Genomic DNA, 17,426 nt, shown 5'->3' on the forward strand with positions numbered 1-17,426 from the left:
CGACTCGAGTGGCTAGGACTCGACGACAGGCACGGCAGTCGTGATGACACCGCGGGTGGCGAGCGCGTCGACAACTCGACCCTTCGCCTCGTCTGCCGACTTCGCGAAGATGGCGAGGTTGGCGATCTCCTTGGCCTGCTCGAGCGTCACACGCTTCAGCGCCGCGCGCACCTCGACGAACGCGGGAGGCGCCATCGACAGCGATCGGACTCCGAGGCCAACGAGCACGATGGCGAGGTTTGGGTCGGCCGCAGCCTCGCCGCACACACCGACGTTCTTCTGGTGGTGCTCGCCAGCCTCGCCGATGCGCTCGATGAGGCGCAGCACCGCGGGGTGCCACGGGTCCTGGAACGACGCGACGCTGCCGAGGAGGCGGTCGGCGGCCAGGGTGTACTGCGTCAGGTCGTTGGTGCCGACCGAGACGAAGTCGCTCGACTCCAGCACCTGCTCCGCCAGCAGCGCGGCCGAGGGCACCTCGATCATGCTTCCGGCCGTCATGAGGCCGTACTCACGGGCGAGCGACGTGAAGTGCTCGCTCTCGTGCGCGTCGGAGACCATCGGGGCCATGACCCAGACCTTTGCCTCGGTCGCGGCCTGCGCGTTCGCGAGCGCCTGGAGCTGGTCGCGGAGGATCTGCTCCTTCTTCATGAGCACGCGGATGCCGCGGAGCCCGAGCGCGGGGTTGGGCTCGTCGGCCTCGGTGAGGAACGCGAGGGGCTTGTCGGCACCGGCGTCGAGCACACGCACGACAACCTTCTTGCCGGGGAAGTGCGCGAGCGCCGCGGTGTAGTCGGCGGTCTGCTTCTCGACGCTCGGAGCCGTGTCGCTGTCGAGGAAGAGGAACTCGGTGCGGAAGAGTCCGACACCCTCGGCGCCGAGCGCGGCCGCGCGCTCCGCATCGGCCGGCTTGCCGATGTTGGCGAGGATCTGGACCGGCGTGCCGTCGGCGAGCTCGCCCGGCTCGACGGGTGCGGCCTTCATCGCAGCGACGCGATCGATCTCGGCCTGCGCCTCGGCGATGCGTTCCGGCGTCGGCTCGGTGATGACCTGACCCTTAGCGGCGTCAACGACGATCGTCATGCCGTCGAGCAGGCTGTCGGCCTCCTTGACGGCGACCACAGCGGGCAGACCCTTCTCTGCAGCGAGGATGCCCGTGTGCGCCTTCGGGCTGCCGTCGCGCGTGACGAGCGCGAGGACCTTCGAGAGGTCGAGCTTCGCGGTGTCAGCGGGAGCGAGGTCGTGGGCGACGAGGATGAACGGGGTGTCGCTCGAGGGCACCTCCGGCGCGGGCACGCCGCGGAGTAGGGCGATGACGCGCTGCGAGACGTCACCGAGGTCGGTTGCGCGCTCTGCGAGGTAACCACCGAGGCTCTTGAGCATCTCGGCGAAGGAGGAGAACGACTCAAAGACGGCACGCTCAGCGGTCTTGCCAGACTCGGTGGCCGCCTTGATGCTGTCTGCCAGCGACGGGTCTGCCGCCATCATGGCCTGGGATTCCAGGACGTTCTTGGCCGCACCGTCGACGGTCGCCGCACGAGCCGCGAGCGCCTCGCCGGTTTCACGGAGTGCGGTGATGGCCCGCTCGTACTCGGTCGCGGCGTCGCCGGTGGCGCGCTCGTCGGCCGGTTCGGGGAGCGGATCAGGCATGCGCAGGACTTCACCGAAAGCGACGCCGGTCCCGACGCCAAACCCCGTGTATTTCATAGCAACTCCTTCGTGCTGGTAACTCAGACAGCGTATCGGCACAGCAACGTAGGCTTCGACCGTGACCGAGCAAGACTCAGCAAAGAGTTCGCGCAGTTCTACGTTCGCGCCGCCGTTTCCGAAGTTCCCCCCGGAGGCGCCGTTCGGCGAGCGCATGGCAGCGCTCATCGCCTGGGCACAAGCTACCCGCCCAGCCCGAGTCTTCGCTCATTTCGGAGCGAGAAGCGCCTCGGTCCTCGCGGGCGGCATGGCGTATTCAGCTATCTTCTCGATTTTCGCGGGAATCTGGCTGTTGTTCTCGGTCGCGGGCATCTTCCTCACCACGAACACGGAACTGCGCGACGGTCTGATCGGGGTGCTCAACTCCTCTCTGCCCGGGCTCATCGGTGAGGACGGGGCGATCGATCCGAGCGTGCTCGAGAACACCGGCGCATTCGGGTGGGCCAGCGCCATCGCGCTGATCGGTACCCTCGGGACCGCGCTCGGCTGGCTCGGCCAGGCCCGCACGGGCATCCGCACGATCTTCGATGTCCCTGTCGCCACCAAGCGCAACTTCGTCGTCCAGAAGCTCATCGACCTGGGCTTCCTGCTCGCCTTCGCAGTCGCCCTCGCGATCTCGGCGGCCCTCACCGTGCTGTCGTCAACGTTCCTCTCCTCGCTACTCGGCGCCGTTGGCATCGACGAGTCGAGCTCAGTCGCGCTCGTCGCCATCCGCATCGTGACGGTGCTCATCCTTCTCGGCTTCGACACGGTCGTTCTCGCCGGAATCCTGCGCATCCTCGCCGGGCTGCGCATCCCGACCCGTTCCCTGTTCTTCGCCGCCTTCCTCGGCGCCATCGTCATCGGCATCCTGAAGCAGATCTCGACCGCACTCATCGGCGGGGCGACGAGCAATCCGCTGGTCGCATCCTTCGCCGTGCTGCTCGGTCTCATGATCTTCCTGAACCTCCTCTGCACCGTGCTTCTGCTGACGGCCGCGTGGGTCAAGGTGACGATGGATGACATCGGGGCGTCGCCGCGGCTGCTCACCGCAAAGGAGGCCAGGGAGGAGTCGAGCGACACGATCCTCAGAGCCGAGCGGGAGCGGATCGCAACCGAGGTCCTCGAATCGAGGGAGCGCCTGAACGCCGCACCGCGGTTCTTCCGGTGGCGGGCGATGGCGGAGTACCGCACGCTGCAGCGCGAGCAACGCCGCATCGAGGCGGAGGCCCAGCGGCGCCGGTTCCAGGGCGGGCGCGTCTGATCTCCCGGCCCTCCGACGGGCGCGACGGCCACGACGGCTCGCGCGTCGGTGGTCGCGTCTAGACTCGAACGCATGCCTCAGACCATTCGCATCGCGTCAGTGAACGTCAACGGAGTCCGTGCCGCGTACAAGAAGGGCATGGGCGAATGGCTCGCCGAACGCGAGGTCGACATCCTCGCACTGCAGGAAGTGCGAGCGCCGAGCGAGGAGCTGCGCAAGCTCATCGACGAGGCCGACTGGAACCTGCACGACCACGTCGCCACCGCGAAGGGCCGGGCCGGAGTCGCCATCGCGTCTCGCCTCCCCATCCGCGAGGTGCGCACCGAACTTGGCCCAGAAGAGTTCGACTCCGCCGGTCGCTGGATCGAGGCCGACTTCGACATCGACGGCACCCCGCTCACGGTCGTGAGCTGCTACGTGCACTCTGGCGAGGCCGACACCCCAAAGCAGGAGGAGAAGTGGAAGTTCCTCGACGCCATGAGCGCGAGACTTCCAGAGCTGCAGGCGCACAGCGCGCACTCCCTCGTCGTCGGTGACCTGAACGTCGGGCACACGACGCTCGACATCAAGAACTGGAAGGGCAACGTCAAGCGAGCCGGCTTCCTGCCGCGCGAGCGCGCCTACTTCGACCGCATCTTCGGTGACGCGGGTGCGTCCGTCGAGGGCGCAGACGGTTCGACGGGCACGGGCCTCGGGTATGTCGACGTCGGTCGGAAGCTGTCCGGCGACATCGAGGGCCCATACACCTGGTGGTCTCAGCGCGGGCAGGCCTTCGACAACAACACCGGCTGGCGCATCGACTACCAGGTCGCCACTCCCGACCTGGCGAACCGCGCCGCCAACTACGCCGTCGACCGGGCCGCAAGTTACGACACGCGGTGGTCGGATCACGCACCCGTCGTCGTCGACTACACGTTCTGACACCCCGCTCCGCCGCGCATCCGCTCGCGGCGCATCCGCCACGAACGACCGAACGCAAGACCCAGAGGATCAACTGATGACCAAGCCCGTGCTCTTCTCCGGCATGCAGCCCTCCGCCGACTCGCTGCACCTCGGCAACTTCGTGGGCGCGCTCAGCAACTGGGTGCCCATGCAAGAGGACTTCACGGCCATCTACTGTGTCGTCGATCAGCACGCCATCACGGTGCCGTTCGAGCCCGCGTCGCTGCGCGAGCGCACGCGCGTGACGGCAGCGCAATACATTGCAGCCGGCATCGACCCGGAGCGGTCGATCCTGTTCGTGCAGTCGGCGGTGCCCGCGCACGCACAGCTGCAGTGGGTGCTCTCGACCATCACCGGCTTCGGCGAGGCCAGCCGCATGACCCAGTTCAAGGACAAGTCGCAGCGCTACGGGGCAGACACCACCACCGTCGGTCTCTTCACCTATCCGGTGCTCATGGCAGCCGACATCCTGCTCTACCAGGCGGCTTCCGTTCCGGTCGGCGAAGACCAGCGCCAGCACATCGAGCTGACCCGCAATCTCGCCGAACGCTTCAACTCGCGCTTCGGCGACACCTTCGTCGTGCCTGAGCCGCACATCATGAAGGAGACCGCCAAGGTCTACGACCTGCAAAACCCGACGGCGAAGATGTCGAAGTCTGCTGAGTCGGACGCGGGCCTCCTGCGCCTCCTCGACGACGAGTTGGTCACGCGCAAGAAGATCATGCGCGCGGTCACCGACGCCGACGGCGAGATCAGATTCGACCGCGAGAACAAGCCGGGCGTCTCGAACCTGCTCACCATCGCCTCCGTCCTCTCCGGCACGACCATCGACGAGGTCACCGCGCAGTACGCGGGCGGTGGATACGGCGACCTGAAGAAGGGGCTCGCAGAAGTGGTCGAGGCGACGTTCGCCCCCATCCGTGCGCGGACCAACGAACTCCTCAGCGACCCCGCAGAGCTCGATCGTATTCTCGCCCGTGGCGCCGAGCGGGCCAACGAACGCGCCCTGGCCACCCTCCGCGAGGTCTACGAGCGCGTCGGATTCCCCGAGCCGATTCGCTGATCAGCCCCGCAGTTCGCGTGCGCCTTTCGACCCCGATGCACAGGCCGGAAGAACACGACTTCTCTGCGGTCTCCCCGCGCTAGGATGACGCAATGCCCGAAACGCTCGTCATCATTCCCACCTACAACGAACGCGAGAACGTCCGCTCCATCGTGGACCGCGTCCTTGGTGCGGACTCGCGCATTCATGTACTGGTCGTCGACGACAACAGCCCAGACGGCACCGGCGACATGGCCGACGAGATGGCCGCTGCCGACGAACGCGTCTCGGTACTGCACCGCGCAGGCAAGCTGGGCCTCGGCACCGCCTACCTCGAGGGCTTCGCAATCGCCGCGGAGCGCGGGTACAAGTACGTCTTCGAGTTCGACGCCGACGGCTCGCACCCGCCCGAGAAGCTCCCCGAGATGATCGATGCGCTCGACGCGGGCGCGGGCCTCGTTATCGGCACGCGATGGATGCCGGGCGGGCGCACCGAGAACTGGCCGCTGCAGCGGCAGATCCTCTCCCGAGGCGCCTCCATCTACGCTCGCGTGCTGCTGCAGAGCAAGATCCGCGACATCACTGCCGGCTACCGCGGCTACCGCGTCGACCTCCTTCAGGGCTTCGACCTCACGCGCATCAAGAGCGCCGGCTACTGCTTCCAGATCGAGATGGCCTGGCTGTTCGAGCGCTCGGGCATCCGCGTCAGCGAAGTGCCCATCACATTCGTGGAGCGTCAGGAAGGTGCATCCAAGATGTCGAGCGACATCATCGTCGAGGCTGTCTGGCGAGTCTTCGCCTGGGGCCTCGGCTACCGACTCGGCGCACTCTCGCGCCTGACCGGTCGTTGAGCAAAGGCGCATCCCCCATGAGCGACTCACCGTCATCCATCACCTTCGAGGCTGAGACCTCGATTCCGACGAAGCACGGAGTGCTCCGCTTCCGCGCGTACAGCGACGACGCCGACGGGCAGCTGCACCTCGCCATCATCTCGGGCGAGCCCGACAACGGCGCCATTGTCCGAGTGCACTCCGAATGTCTCACCGGCGAGGCCTTCGGGTCGCTGAAGTGCGAGTGCGGTCCGCAGCTCGACGCGTCGCTCGAGGCCATCGGCCGCGACGGAGGCATCGTGCTGTACCTGCGCGGCCACGAGGGCCGAGGCATCGGACTCCTCAACAAGCTGCGCGCCTACGCCCTGCAGGAGCAGGGACTCGACACGGTGGATGCGAACTTGGCGCTCGGTCTGCCAGCCGACAGCCGCGCCTACACGGCGGCAGCGCAGATGCTGGATGACCTGCAGATCTCGCGCATCCGCCTGCTCACCAACAACCCGGCGAAGGCCGAGGCGCTCGAGGCGCACGGCATCGTCGTCGAGGAACGGGTGCCCCTCGAAGTCGGCCGTGAAGACGCGAATCTCGCGTACCTGACGACCAAGGTCCAGCGCATGGGACACATCATGAGCGAGCTCCCGCAGCTGCCGAGCGACGACGCCGCGAGCTGAGCGACGCTTCGAGCACGTACACCACGCGGAGGGGATTGGGTAGCGGGTCAGCGAGAGCGGCGAATGCCGTGTAGCCTCGACTCGGCCGGAAGCCACAAGCATCCTGTCGAGCACGCGTCACGCGGCCTCTCATCAGAGCGGTCAGACGCGTTCCACCCACCGCTGCTCTGAGCGAGGAACCGCGCAACCCGCCCCCGAACCCTGACTCACCAGCGAGCCAGCTACATCGGAGCAACGTGTCATCCCCTAGCAAGACCACGCCAGGTGCAGCCGTCGAAGAGTTCGAGGTCAAGAACTCGCGCGGCAAGGTTCTCACCGCGAGCCTCGTCGGCACCTCGATCGAGTTCTACGACTTCTACATCTACGCGACCGCGGCGAGCCTCGTCTTCCCGGCCCTCTTCTTCCCGAACGACAACGAGACGACCGCCCTCCTCGCCTCGTTCGCCGTCTTCGGCGTCGCCTTCATCGCGCGCCCCATCGGCTCGATCCTCTTCGGCCACTTCGGCGACCGCATCGGCCGCAAGGGCACACTCGTCGCGACCCTCCTCACGATGGGTATCGCCACCTTCGCGATCGGGCTCCTCCCCACGGCCCTCACGCCCGGCTGGGAGATCCTCGCGCCCACGCTGCTCGTCATCATGCGCTTCTGCCAGGGCCTCGGCCTCGGCGGCGAATGGAGCGGCGCCGCCCTCCTCGCCACCGAGAACGCCCCGGCCAACAAGCGCGCCATCTACGGCACGTTCCCGCAGCTCGGCGCCCCCATCGGGTTCATCCTCGGCAACCTGTTGTTCGTGCTGCTCTCGCACTTCATGAGCGACGAGACCTTCTTCGCGTGGGGCTGGCGTGTGCCGTTCCTGCTCAGCGCGATCCTCGTGATCGTCGGCCTCTGGGTGCGCATCAGCCTCATGGAGACGCCCGCGTTCGAGAAGGTCGTCGAATCCGGCGAAGTGTCGAAGGTTCCGCTCTTCGCCGCGTTCAAGTCCAGCTGGCGCCAGATCATCCTCGGCACGTTCATCATGCTCGCCACCTACGTGCTCTTCTACATGATGACCGCGTTCACCCTGTCGTTCGGCACCAAGGCGACGACGGAGCAGGCGGAGGCCAAGGCTCTCGCTGCAGGTGAGGCCTTCGACCCCAGCACCTGGGTGCCTGGCCTCGGCTACCAGCGCGAGACCTTCCTCATCATGCTCATCGTCTCGGTCGTCTTCTTCGGCATCTTCACGCTGGTCTCCGGTCCGCTCGCCGAGAAGTACGGTCGCCGCAAGATGCTGCTGTGGACCACCGGCGCGATCTTCGTCTTCGGGTTCGCGATGACGCCGCTCCTCGCGGGCGGCTTCATCGGCACGCAGGGCATGCTCGTCATCGGCATGACGCTCATGGGGCTCACCTTCGGCCCGATGAGCGCCGTCCTCCCAGAGCTGTTCCCCGCGAACGTGCGCTACACGGGAAGCGCTATCGCGTACAACCTCTCCAGCGTCTTCGGCGCCGGCTTCGCGCCGACCGTCTTCATCGCGCTCTGGGCGTTCGGCGAGGGAAGCCCGTTCTGGGTCGGCGTGTACCTCGCCGGTGCGGCCGTGCTGACCTTCGTGGCACTCCTCATCTCCAAGGAGACCCGCGACATTGCGTACGTGACCAACACGAAGTAGCTCACGCACCTCGCCAACGGGGCCGTGCATCCACTGCGGATGCGCGGCCCCGTCTGCGTCGCAGCCCTCTCCACAGCGCGAGGTGCTCCAAGTCGGGCCGGGTACCCTTGGCGGATGCGTGCACTCGGATGCGCGCTATCGGCGTGCGCGCACCTCGGCGCGCTTCGGGCGAAAGGCCAGGAGTTTGGGCGACAAGCCAGTGAGTTCAGGATCGGTCGGCGGCGCGGAGACCGCGCCGAAGAAGCGCAGGGGATTCCCGGGGCGGCCCGATCGCTCGACGACAGGCGCGCCGCGGGCGACGTTCAAGCAGCTCCTCCCCCACCTGCTCGTCAACAAGCCTCTACTGGCTGGCATCATCGCGATCAGTGTCTTCAGCTCGGCGCTGAGCCTCGCGCAGCCGCTGCTCGTGAACGTGCTCATCGGACAGGTCGAGGTCGGGACCATCGCCGCCTGGGTGGTCTGGGTGCTCGTCGGCGCCGTCGTGCTCGGGGCGATCGCGAACGGCGTGCAGCACTTCCTGCTGCAGCGCACGGGCGAGTCCATCGTGCTCAACACGCGCCGCAGGCTCGTCGCGAAACTCCTGCGACTGCCCGTCGCCGAGTTCGATGCGAGGCGCACCGGGGATCTGGTGTCGCGAGTCGGCAGCGACACCACCATGCTTCGTGCCGTGCTGACGCAGGGGCTCGTCGAAGCCATCGGCGGCGCCCTGACCTTCATCGGCGCCGTCATCGCCATGATCCTGCTCGACGGCGTGCTGTTCCTCATCACCTTCACCGTGGTGGTGCTCGCCCTCCTGCTCGTCGTCGGCATGTCCATGCGCATCCGCGAGGCGAGCGCGGCCGCCCAACAGAAGGTCGGCGACCTGACCGCATCCGTCGAACGCGCCATCTCGTCGGTTCGCACCGTCCGAGCCTTCGGCGCCACCGAGCGCGAGGAGCGCCTGGTCGATGCCGATGCCGTCGGGGCCTATCAGCGAGGCCTCGACGTGGCCCGCATCTCCGCATTCATCGTTCCCGTCGCAGGCTTCGCGATGCAGGGCGCGCTCATCGCCGTGCTCGGCGTCGGCGGGCTGCGCGTCGCCGCGGGAGACCTGAGCATCGCCAACCTCATCGCCTTCATCATGTTCCTCTTCATGATGATCATGCCGCTCGGCCTCTTCTTTGGCGCGCTCACGGCGGTCAACACGGCCCTCGGCGCGCTGGGTCGCATTGAGGAGATCATCGCCATCCCGGAAGAGGGCGCCGATGACCGTTCCGCGGCGCCGCTCGTCGAGCTCGTCGGCCCAGCACACGAGCACGCAGCACCGGATGCGCCCGCCGTGGCGTTCGAGAACGTCTCGTTCCACTACCCGGAAGACGTCGTCCGCGCCCGCGCCGCCCGCGAGCGCGCCGCCGCCAGACTCGAGACGATCCGACGCGAATCGTCGCGAGGGGGCATGGCCGCCGCTATGACGGGCGCCGCCTCCGACCCCGACGCGCGACTCTTCGCCGAGGACGGAGCTGAGACGCGGATCGATGCGCCGCTCGTCCTCGACGGCGTCAGCTTCGAGCTGCGCCGCGGCGAGCGCCTCGCCCTTGTCGGCCCCTCCGGGTCCGGCAAGTCGACCGCTCTTGCCCTCCTCGAGCGCTTCTACGATCCGACCGGCGGGAGCATCCGGCTCGGTGGCGTCGACCTGCGCTCCATCGACCGCGCGCAGCTGCGCGCCCAGTTCGGGTACGTGCAGCAGGATGCGCCAGTGCTCGCCGGCAGCCTTCGCGAGAATCTGCTGCTCGGCCGGCCGGACGCCGACGACATCGCCTGCGAGCAGGTGCTCCGCGAGGTGAACCTCGGCGATGTGCTCGATCGCAGCGACGACCGCCTCGACACCCAGGTCGGGGAATCAGGCGTCATGCTCTCCGGCGGCGAGCGCCAGCGGCTCGCCATCGCGCGTGCCCTGCTGTCGGCCCCGCCCATCCTGCTCCTCGACGAGTCCACATCCGCCCTCGACGGCGCCAACGAGCGACTCATGCGGGATGCCCTCGACAAGGTGTCCGAGGGTCGCAGCGTCATCGTCATCGCCCACCGGCTCTCCACGGTTGTCGACAGCGACGAGATCGTTGTCCTCGAGCACGGGCAGGTGCTCGGCCGTGGCAAGCACGGTGAACTCGTCGACACGGTCCCCCTCTACCGCGAGCTCGCACAGCACCAGCTGCTGCTTCCCCGCTGACCGGGTGCCGACACCGGCCGTCGACCGTCTCGCCCGCGAGGAGCGCCACTTCTCGAGATGGGTTCCTCATCTCGGGATGGGTAGCAAGCCATCCCGAGGTGAGGAACCCATCCCGAGACGAGGGCGCGCGGCGTGCGCGCGCAGAGTCGTGGATACGGGGCGGACTACTCGACGGTGATGCCGGCGGAACGGAGTTCCTCGAGCGCTGTGGCGCGAGTCTCGGCGGAGACGGCGGAAGTGAGGCCGTCAATGACGCGGACCTTGAATCCGGCCCGGTGGGCGTCGAGGGCGGATGCGCGCACGCAGTGGTCGGTGGCGATGCCGACGACGTCGACCTCGTCGACGCCGCGCTGGCGGAGTGCGTCGGCGAGCGTCTCGCCGTCAGCGGTCTGGCCTTCGAACGCCGAGTATGAGGGGGCACCTTGCCCCTTGAAGATGTGCAGGTCGATGAGCTTGGTGTCGAGGGCGGGGTGGTAGTCGGCGCCCGCAGTGCCTGCCACGCAGTGCTCGGGCCAGCTGTCGACGAAGTCGGGTTGCGGGTGGAAGTGGCCGCCGTTGTCGCTGTCTGGGTCGTGCCAATCGCGGGAGGCCGCGATGACCGTGTAGTCGCCGCTAGTGTCGGCCAGGTGCTCGGTGATGCCGGCGGCAACGGCCGCGCCTCCGTCGGTCTCGAGGGCGCCGCCCTCGGTGAAGTCGTTCTGGACGTCGACGATCAGCAGTGCTCGGCTCATGTGCCCAGTCTGCCGCAGGCCGCCTGGATGAGCGAGGGCGGGGTGGCTGGCTCGTCGTGCTGCTGCGGCGACGCGGGCTGCTGTTGGGGCGCCGTCACGCGCATCCGCACCGGTCACCAATTGGCGAGGGATGCTCCACACGAGTACGTGCGTGCGGCGATGGCGTCGAGAGCGTCGCGGTTGGCGGGCGTGACCGCACCGACGACGAAGAAAGCGAAGGTGAGGCGGCTTCCGTCGGCCGCGGTGACGTACCCGGCGAGCGCGTAGACCTCGTTGATCCACCCGGTCTTGGCGGTGATGGCGCCGGGTGGGACACCGAGCTGTGTCAGCCGGCTCTGGAGTGTGCCGGTCTGTCCGGAGGCCGGCAGATCGTCGAGAAGCTGGGACGCAGCGACCTCTGGCTTCGAGATGACCTGGAGCAGATCGGCGACGAGCTCGGGCGGCACGCGGTTGTCGGCGGAGAGGCCCGAGCCGTCGGCGAGCACAAGCCCTTCGGTGTCGAGCCCGAGTCCCGCGAGGGCTTGGCTCGTGGAAGCCTGGATGGCACCGAAGTCGGTTCCAACGCCCTGCTCGATCGCAACGAGCCGCGCGAGCATCTCGGCGACGTTGTTGTCGCTGTCGATGAGCGCGTAGTGCACCAGTTCTGAGACGGGTTGCGACCAGACCTCCGCGAGCAGTCTCGCGCCGTCCGGCACGTCGGCGGCGGCGCCCGTGGTTGCGACCCCCAGCTTGGCGGCGAAGGCCGACGCGGCGGCACCGCTCGGGTTGTCGGTGCGCGGCGAGACGAGGCTGGCGGGGTTCTGGCGGCCGCCGTCGACCATGAGCGCGGAGATGGGGCTGATGTAGCCGTCGGTGCGATCGGCCTGCGACCACGAGGGCTGCCATTGCGCTCCGCTGAAGGCAGACGTGTCGACGAGAACCTGTGAGAGCGGCGTGCTGGAGAGCGTGGGGTCGCTCGACCAGGCTGCGCGGGTCTGCGCCGCAAGCTCAGCGAGCGTGGCCGTGGCGCCGGAGTAGTAGCTTGCTGCGCCGCTGTCGGTCGAGGCGAGCGTCACGTCGCCCCCGCCCACGATGATGACGGTGCCTGGGTCGCTGCCTGCGAATACCCTCGTCGGAATGCGGAAGTCGGGGCCGAGGACCTCGATCGCGGCAGTCGTGGTGAGCAGCTTCATCACCGATGCGGTCGGGACGGCGTCCGTCGCCTTGCGTTCGTAGATGGCCTCGCCGCTCTCGGTGTCGACGACGACGCCGTGAAAGTCGAGGGCACCCGCTGCGCTCGCGACGTCCTCGATCGAGCAGGTGCGCACCGGCTCGGCAGCTGCGGGGGCCGAGGGAGCCTCCCTGACCGCGCCGAGCGTCTTCGGGGCGGGCTCCTGAGCCTCGCTGGCGAGGGCGGGAGCCACGAGGGCAAATCCACCGCCACCTACCGCGAAGCCCGCGCCGAGGGCGAGGATCCCGGCCAGGGCGAAGCCGATGATGCGGCCGGCGCCTGAGCGTCGCTGCCGCGAGCTTCCCGCTTCGGCCATGTCACCTCCGAGTGTGTCCGATCGCCGCTTCCTCGCTCGACGGCGCGGCAAGCTGCCAGTCTACTCGGCGCCCCGATGCGCCCTCCAGCGCGCGACCGCGCGACCGCCCGCGTCAGTTCAGGCCGGCGGAGCGACGGTAGTGCAGCAGGATGGTGTCGTCGCACTCGAGGACTCCGGCAAGGGCGAGCGGATGCTGCGCGAGCGTCTCGGAGTGCGCGATGCGGGTCCCCTGCCCGCCGACCACGGCTGGGGAAACGGTGAGGCAGAGTTCGTCGAACCCGCCCTGGGCGTTGACCTCGCCGAACAGCGATGGGCCGCCCTCGCAGAGCACCTCGCGGTGTCCGAGGTCGTGCAGCATGGCCCGCAGTTCGGCGACGTCGAGGTTCCCCGGGCGATCGGGGTGCTCGGGCACGCTGAGCACGGTCGCGACTTCGTTGAACGGCGCCAGCCGCTCGGGGTCGGACACGGGCGTCACGACGATCGGCGGGACCGGCGCATCCGCGAACATCTCATGCTTCGGGTCGAGGGCGAGCCGGTTCGAGACGATGCCGAGCGTCGGGTGTGCGGGACGCCCTCGTTCCTCCCGCCATGCAACGGAGGCTTCTGAGACCCTGAGCCCCACGTATCCCTCATCACGGAGGGTGCCCGCGCCGACGAGCACAAGGTCGGCGAGTCGCCTCAGCAGCTCGAAGACGCGGTGGTCGGCCGCGGTGCCAAGGCTCCCCGACCGCCCGTCGCCGCCCATCGCAGCCCCGTCGACGCTCGCGACGAAGTTCAGGCGAAACGCACCGTTCGCGGGGTAGGCGTAGTGCGCGAGCAGCTGCTCGTCGTCGAGCCATTCGCGGTGACCGGCGGGACCGAGGAGCGAACGGATCACGGGCGTTGGGGCGTTCATGCAGAGAGCATGCCACGCGGATGTGCGTGGCACTGGTGAATCGAATGCGAGGCGGGTGAGCGCTACACGTTGTGTCGCGTGTAGGCGGGGGCTCGCAGGCCGAGGATGGCCTCGGTCATGCGGGTCGCGTCGACGGCCTCTGGCACGTTGTGCATGCGGACGATCCGGGCGCCGAGCAGGATGCACGCCACGGCGGAGGCGAGCGACCCTGCGAGCCGCTCTCGTTTCTCCCGGTCGAGTGTCTCGCCGATGAAGTCCTTGTTGGAGACGGCCGCCAGCGATGGGAACCCGAGCGACGAGATCTCGTCGAAGCGACGAGTGAGTTCGAGCGTGTGCAGCGTGTTCTTGTTGAGGTCGTGCCCCGGATCGATGATCAGCTGGTCTTCCCCGACGCCCAGCTCGAGGGCACGATCGGCTCGGGTCTGCAGGAACGCACGCACCTCCCCCACGACGTCGCCGTACCGGGGACGGCTCAGCGTCGCCCTCGGCGCGGCAACGCTGTGCGTGATGACGAGTTGGGAGCCGGAGTCTGCGACAACTCGCGCCAGGTCCTCGTCTCGCAGGCCGCTCGTGTCGTTGATGATGCCGGCACCGGCCCGGATGCACGCCTCGGCGACGCGGGCCCGATAGGTCTCTGCCGAGATGGGCACGGAGGTGCGTTCCCGCACGGCTCGGATCACGGGCACGACCCGCTCGATCTCCTCAGCTTCGGAGAGCTCCTCGCCCGGCGCGAAGGGCTGCCCGCCGATGTCGACGATGTCGGCACCGGCGCGCTCGGCGGCGAGCACCGCATCCACGGCGCTCTGCAGGCCGAACGTCGCGCCGCCGTCGTAGAACGAGTCGGGCGTGCGGTTCACGATCGCCATGACGGCGATGTGGCGGGAGAAGTCGAACGCCTCGCCGGAGCCGAGCCGGTGTGCCGGATACCGCAGCTTCGGGAAGGCGAGCGGCGGATGCGGCTGGGGGTCGTGGTGCCGAGACTCGAGCATCCCCTCAGGGTACGGGAGGGGACTTCAGGGGAATGACAAAAGCCCCTCCGCACCGAAGTGCGGAGGGGCTGTGGGGCCGCCTGCGAGAATCGAACTCGCGACCTATTCATTACGAGTGAATCGCTCTGCCGACTGAGCTAAGGCGGCCTGCCTGCAGTTCAACTCCCTCAGGCGCTGAACTCGACACCAAAGCATAACGCACACTTTGCTCAAGTGCACATCGGGGTGTCGGGGTCAGCAGACAAGCCCCTCGGCTGGCACGGTTCCGTCGATGAAGTAGGCGTCGACGGCGCCCGTGATGCAGCTGTCGCCCTGCGTGTACGCGAGGTGCCCCTCCCCCTCGAAGGTGACGAGCACTGCCGACTCGAGCTGCTCGGTCACGGCCTCAGCCCACGCGTAGGGCGTCGCGGGGTCGCCGGTCGTGCCGATGACCAGCACCGGGTCCGCGCCCGCACCCGTGACCGGGGCGAGCTCGTTGGTCGAGGGGAACGCCCACTGCTGGCAGGTTGTGTCGCCGAGCGCCTCGGGACCAGGGATGCCGATGGGGGTCGATTCAGCGATCTGGCGGTTGAAGTCGGCGATCTTCGCCGGGTCGGTCTCGACGGGGTAGTCGAGGCAGTTGATCGCGGTGAAGGCCTCGAACATGTTGTCGGCGTACGTGCCGTCGGGCCCGCGACCGTAGTAGGAGTCGCTGAGCGCGAAGAAGCCCGCCGGGTCGCCCGCGGTCTCGTAGGCGGCGAAGGCGTCGCTCAGGTAGGGCCAGCTCTGGTCGTTGTAGAGGGCTGAGCTGATGGCGGTGTCAATGACGCCGCTCGTCAGCTTCCGTCCGTCGGCGTTCACCGGGAGGTTGTCGTCAGCCTCGGCCATGATCGCGTTGATCTTCGCGATGGCGTCGTCAACGCTGCCGGTGAAGGGGCAGGCGGTCGTCGTGAGGCAATCCTCGAGGTAGGTGCGAGTTGCTTCGCCGAATGCCCCCTGCTGTGCGAGGACAACCTCGAACGTCGACAGCGTCGGGTCCGTGGCGCCGTCGAGCACGACCCTGCCCACGGTCTCCGGGAACATGTCGATGTACTGGGCGCCAATGTCGGTGCCGTACGAGAAGCCGAAGTAATTGACCTTCGGGTCGCCGACCAGCGCGCGCATCATGTCGAGGTCCTTCACGGTGCTCTTCGTGTCCACGAACTCGAGCAACGCCCCCGTGTTCTCGAGGCAGTCGTCGGCGAACTCCTTCGAGTTGGCGGTGACCGCCGCGATGATCTGCTCGTCGGTCGCGGTGTCGGCGTCGAGGCTCTCATCGACGCCGTAGAACCATTCATCCATGCCTGCGTCGTCGCGGCAGTCGACGGCGCTCGATTCCCCGACGCCGCGGGGGTCCCATCCCACGATGTCGAAGTCCTCGAGCAGCTCAGGGGTGAACACGTACTCGGCGCTGTCACGCACGAAGGAGACGCCGGATGCGCCGGGGCCGCCGGGGTTCGTGAAGATCGTGCCGAGGGGGTCGCCGCTCGCCGCGGGCACCTTCACCATGGCGAGCTCGATCTTCTCGGAGGCGCCGTCCTCCCAGTTCATGGGTGCCTCGGCAGTCGCGCACTCTCGCCCGTTGCCGCAGGCATCCCAGTCGAGATCCTGTTCGTAGAACGCCTGGATGCTCGGCTCGAGGCCCGAGGGGATGACGTCGACGTCGCCCTGGGGGTCGGCGCCGCCCGTGGAACCGCCACCCGCGAGCGTCGTGATGAGCGTGCATCCGCTGAGCGCGAAGATGACCGCACCGGTGAGGATCGCGGCACCGATGCTCCGACCTGGAGCACGGCGGCGGGTGGTCGGTGTGCTCATGATGCTCCCTGCTGCTTGGGCGTCCAGCTGATCAAGAATGCCTCCAGAACCAGCGCGACCGGTACGTTTGCGGCGAGTCGCGCCCTGGCGCTGCTGACGGCGTCGATGCTCGTGAGCACGTCGTCGGCGCTCCGCGAGGTGGTCGCGGCCTCGAGTTCGGTCCTTCGATGCTCGTTGACGAGCTCGACCGGCAGCGCCAGCTGCAGCATGAGCAGGTCGCGCAGCAGGGAGACCGCATCGGTGAGGATGCGGTCGATCGCATCGACCTGACCGCGCTTGGCTCTGCGTTTCTGGTGCTCTTCGAGCTCCCGGATTTGGCCGCGCAACTGCCGCGGCACGGCCTGCCCCGGGGTGAGACCGAGCGAGCGGAACGCGGCGGCCCGTTCTTTCTCGTCCCGGTCGGCCGCGTTGGCGGTCGCATCCTCGTCGGCGATTGCGACGAGCTGGGCGGCTTTTCGGACGGCGTCGCCGGTCGTTCGGATGTCGAGGAGCCCGTCGAGTGACGCGTCGCGGCGCCCCCAGGCTTCCTCGCTCGTCGCGAGGCGCTTGGCCATGCCCACGTGACTCTGCGCCTCGCGGGCTGCGCGCAGGGCAACCTCCGGTGCGATGCCGTCGCGGCGCACCAGCAGCCCGGCCACATCGCGGACTTCTGGCACCCGCAGCCGAACGCTGCGGACTCGGGACCGGATGGTGGGCAGCAGATCTGCCTCGCTCGGCGCACAGAGCACCCAGACCGTCGACTCCGGCGGCTCCTCGATCGCCTTGAGGAGCGTGTTGGAGGTACGGGCGACCATGCGGTCCGCGTCTTCGACGATGATGACGCGGTAGCGACCGGTCATGGGCGACATAGATGCGCGTTCGACGAGCTCGCGCGCGGTCTTGATGTCGAGCTGCACGGTTTCGGTGACGACGGCCGTGAGGTCGGGGTGTGAGCGCGCGCGGACTTGCACGCAGGACGGGCAGACGCCGCATCCGTCGTTGGGGCACAGGAGTGCTGCCGCGAAGGCGTACCCCATGGTGCTGCGGCCTGAGCCGGGAGGCCCGGTGATGAGCCACGAGTTGGTCATGCTGCTCGTGTCGACGACCCCGCGCTTGGAGGCTTTCGCCGCGCTCGAGAACAGGGCGATCGCGTCGTCTTGACCGGAGAGGTCGTCCCAGACGGTCACGA

14 protein-coding genes and 1 tRNA gene are annotated in these 17,426 nt (G+C 68.2%); 7 read left to right on the forward strand and 8 right to left on the reverse strand.

Going from position 1 to position 17,426, the window contains the following annotated elements:
- Positions 1-12: 12 nt before the first annotated feature.
- Positions 13-1,704, reverse strand: a complete 1,692-nt coding sequence (ptsP, locus tag ACPYN9_RS02145) for a phosphoenolpyruvate--protein phosphotransferase (RefSeq protein ID WP_424463504.1) — start codon at positions 1,702-1,704, stop codon at positions 13-15.
- Positions 1,705-1,765: 61 nt separating this feature from the next.
- On the opposite strand from ptsP, the gene ACPYN9_RS02150 reads away from it, so the two are divergent.
- The 7 genes from ACPYN9_RS02150 (at position 1,766) to ACPYN9_RS02180 (ending at position 10,284) form a co-directional block, all read left to right on the forward strand.
- Positions 1,766-2,947 carry a YihY/virulence factor BrkB family protein gene (locus tag ACPYN9_RS02150; RefSeq protein WP_424463505.1) on the forward strand — a complete coding sequence of 394 codons (1,182 nt, stop codon included), beginning with the start codon at positions 1,766-1,768 and terminating at the stop codon, positions 2,945-2,947.
- A 72-nt stretch (positions 2,948-3,019) separates the two neighbouring features.
- Positions 3,020-3,868 carry an exodeoxyribonuclease III gene (locus ACPYN9_RS02155; protein ID WP_424463507.1) on the forward strand — a complete coding sequence of 283 codons (849 nt, stop codon included), beginning with the start codon at positions 3,020-3,022 and terminating at the stop codon, positions 3,866-3,868.
- Positions 3,869-3,944: 76 nt separating this feature from the next.
- A complete protein-coding gene (trpS, locus tag ACPYN9_RS02160) occupies positions 3,945-4,952 on the forward strand; it encodes a tryptophan--tRNA ligase (protein ID WP_424463509.1) in 1,008 nt (335 codons plus the stop codon).
- Positions 4,953-5,044: 92 nt separating this feature from the next.
- Positions 5,045-5,782, forward strand: coding sequence for a polyprenol monophosphomannose synthase (locus tag ACPYN9_RS02165; RefSeq protein WP_424463510.1), 738 nt, complete (start codon positions 5,045-5,047; stop codon positions 5,780-5,782).
- A gap of 17 nt (positions 5,783-5,799) precedes the next feature.
- Positions 5,800-6,432, forward strand: a complete 633-nt coding sequence (gene ribA / locus ACPYN9_RS02170; RefSeq protein WP_424463512.1) for a GTP cyclohydrolase II — start codon at positions 5,800-5,802, stop codon at positions 6,430-6,432.
- Between the two features lie 236 nt (positions 6,433-6,668).
- On the forward strand, positions 6,669-8,078 hold the full coding sequence (locus tag ACPYN9_RS02175; RefSeq protein WP_424463514.1) for an MFS transporter: 1,410 nt from the start codon (positions 6,669-6,671) through the stop codon (positions 8,076-8,078).
- 199 nt (positions 8,079-8,277) lie between these two features.
- Positions 8,278-10,284: an ABC transporter ATP-binding protein gene (locus tag ACPYN9_RS02180; RefSeq protein WP_424463516.1), complete on the forward strand. Its 2,007-nt coding sequence runs from the start codon at positions 8,278-8,280 to the stop codon at positions 10,282-10,284.
- 164 nt (positions 10,285-10,448) lie between these two features.
- Here the strand turns inward: ACPYN9_RS02180 and ACPYN9_RS02185 are convergent, their stop codons facing one another.
- The 7 genes from ACPYN9_RS02185 to ACPYN9_RS02215 all read right to left on the reverse strand — a co-directional run bounded on the left by ACPYN9_RS02185 (position 10,449) and on the right by ACPYN9_RS02215 (position 17,424).
- Positions 10,449-11,015 (reverse strand): isochorismatase family protein, encoded by a 567-nt coding sequence (locus ACPYN9_RS02185; protein WP_424463518.1) that lies wholly within the window; start codon positions 11,013-11,015, stop codon positions 10,449-10,451.
- A 113-nt stretch (positions 11,016-11,128) separates the two neighbouring features.
- Positions 11,129-12,541 carry a D-alanyl-D-alanine carboxypeptidase/D-alanyl-D-alanine endopeptidase gene (gene dacB, locus ACPYN9_RS02190; protein WP_424463520.1) on the reverse strand — a complete coding sequence of 471 codons (1,413 nt, stop codon included), beginning with the start codon at positions 12,539-12,541 and terminating at the stop codon, positions 11,129-11,131.
- A 112-nt stretch (positions 12,542-12,653) separates the two neighbouring features.
- The gene (locus tag ACPYN9_RS02195; protein WP_424463522.1) at positions 12,654-13,436 is read right to left on the reverse strand and encodes a dihydrofolate reductase family protein; all 783 of its coding nucleotides are present in this window, start codon (positions 13,434-13,436) and stop codon (positions 12,654-12,656) included.
- A 62-nt stretch (positions 13,437-13,498) separates the two neighbouring features.
- The gene (gene folP / locus ACPYN9_RS02200) at positions 13,499-14,425 is read right to left on the reverse strand and encodes a dihydropteroate synthase (protein ID WP_424463523.1); all 927 of its coding nucleotides are present in this window, start codon (positions 14,423-14,425) and stop codon (positions 13,499-13,501) included.
- A gap of 71 nt (positions 14,426-14,496) precedes the next feature.
- A tRNA-Thr gene (locus ACPYN9_RS02205) sits at positions 14,497-14,572 on the reverse strand.
- 87 nt (positions 14,573-14,659) lie between these two features.
- A complete protein-coding gene (locus ACPYN9_RS02210; protein WP_424463525.1) occupies positions 14,660-16,258 on the reverse strand; it encodes an alpha/beta hydrolase in 1,599 nt (532 codons plus the stop codon).
- A complete protein-coding gene (locus ACPYN9_RS02215; RefSeq protein WP_424463527.1) occupies positions 16,255-17,424 on the reverse strand; it encodes a DNA polymerase III subunit delta' in 1,170 nt (389 codons plus the stop codon). The genes ACPYN9_RS02210 and ACPYN9_RS02215 overlap by 4 nt, the downstream gene beginning before the upstream one ends.
- Positions 17,425-17,426 lie beyond the last annotated feature (2 nt).

The organism is Pseudoclavibacter helvolus (assembly GCF_049707175.1).
GTDB classification, from domain to species: Bacteria; Actinomycetota; Actinomycetes; order Actinomycetales; family Microbacteriaceae; genus Pseudoclavibacter; species Pseudoclavibacter helvolus_A.